Raw genomic sequence first — 1,406 nt, forward strand, 5'->3', positions numbered from 1 at the left:
CCCACACTCCGGTCCCGGCCGGGATCGACCGCTTCCCGGTGGATCTGGTCCGGCACTACTTCGGCGACGGCTCGGCGCACGCTCTCCACGCATGCCTGGTGCCGATTTCGCGCGAAATCGACCCGCCCGCCGGGTCAGCCGAGGGCCGTGAGGAGATCCTCGACCAGGTCGTCGGCTTCTTCGATGCCGACCGACAGCCGCACCAGGTCGGACGGGACCTGCAGCATCGAGCCTGCGGTGCTCGCGTGCGTCATCCGGCCCGGGTGCTCGATCAGCGACTCCACCCCGCCCAGCGATTCGGCCAGGGTGAACAGCCGGGTCCGCGAGCAGACCTCCAGCGCCGCTTCCTCGCCGTCGGCGTGCAGGAAGGAGATCATCCCGCCGAAGTGGCGCATTTGCTTCGCCGCCACCTCGTGGCCGGGGTGCTCCGGAATCCCCGGGTAGAGCACCTTCGCGACCTTCGGGTGGCCGGTCAGCGCGGCGACGATCCGCTCGGCGTTGGCGCTGTGCCGCTCCATCCGCACCGCGAGGGTCTTGATGCCGCGCAGCGTCAGGAACACGTCGAACGGCCCGGGCACCGCGCCCGCCCCGTTCTGCAGGAACGCGACCTGCTCGGCGAGCTCGTCGTCGGAGGTGATCACCGCGCCGCCGACCACGTCGGAGTGCCCGCCCAAGTACTTGGTGGTCGAGTGCACCACGACGTTCGCGCCGAGCTCCAGCGGCTGCTGCAGGTACGGCGAGGCGAAGGTGTTGTCCACGACCAGCTTCGTGCCGGCGTCGCGGGAGACCTGCGCCAGGGCGGCGATGTCGCCGATGTTGAGCAGCGGGTTGGTGGGCGTCTCGACCCAGATCACCTTGGTGTTCGGGCGGATCGCCGCCCGCACGGCGTCCACATCGGACACCGGGGCGGGTGTGTACTCGACGCCCCAGGCGGTGAGCACCTTGTCCACCAGCCGGAACGTGCCGCCGTAGGCGTCGTCCGGGATGACGAGGTGGTCGCCCGGCCGCAGGCTGGCGCGCAGCACCGCGTCGGTGGCCGCCATGCCCGAGGCGAACGCGCGCCCGTGCCGGCCGCCCTCCAGCGCGGCCAGACATTCCTCCAGCGCGGTGCGGGTCGGATTGCCGGTGCGGGAGTACTCGTAGCCACCGCGCATGCCGCCCACGCCGTCCTGGGCGTAGGTCGACGTGGCGTGGATCGGCACGATCACCGAACCGGTCGTCGGGTCTGCCTCCTGGCCCGCGTGAATCGCGCGGGTGGCGAAGCCGTCACTCATGTGGAGCAGCGTACGACCCGGCGGCCGATCCGCCGACTCGGGCCCGCAATGCGAAGCGGGGCCCCCCCCGGGCGGGGGGGGGGCCCCGCGGGGGATCAGGGGGTGACCACGCCGGGGGGGGGCGGGGGCGGG

General features: G+C 72.5%; 1 protein-coding gene. It reads right to left on the reverse strand.

What is annotated here, in order from left to right; translation table 11 throughout:
* Window positions 1–134 precede the first annotated feature (134 nt).
* On the reverse strand, window positions 135–1,274 hold the full coding sequence (locus AB0I53_RS07820) for a cystathionine gamma-synthase (RefSeq protein WP_358598140.1): 1,140 nt from the start codon (window positions 1,272–1,274) through the stop codon (window positions 135–137).
* Window positions 1,275–1,406: the final 132 nt, after the last annotated feature.

This window comes from Saccharopolyspora sp. NPDC050389, from assembly GCF_040655595.1.
Lineage (GTDB): Bacteria > Actinomycetota > Actinomycetes > Mycobacteriales > Pseudonocardiaceae > Saccharopolyspora.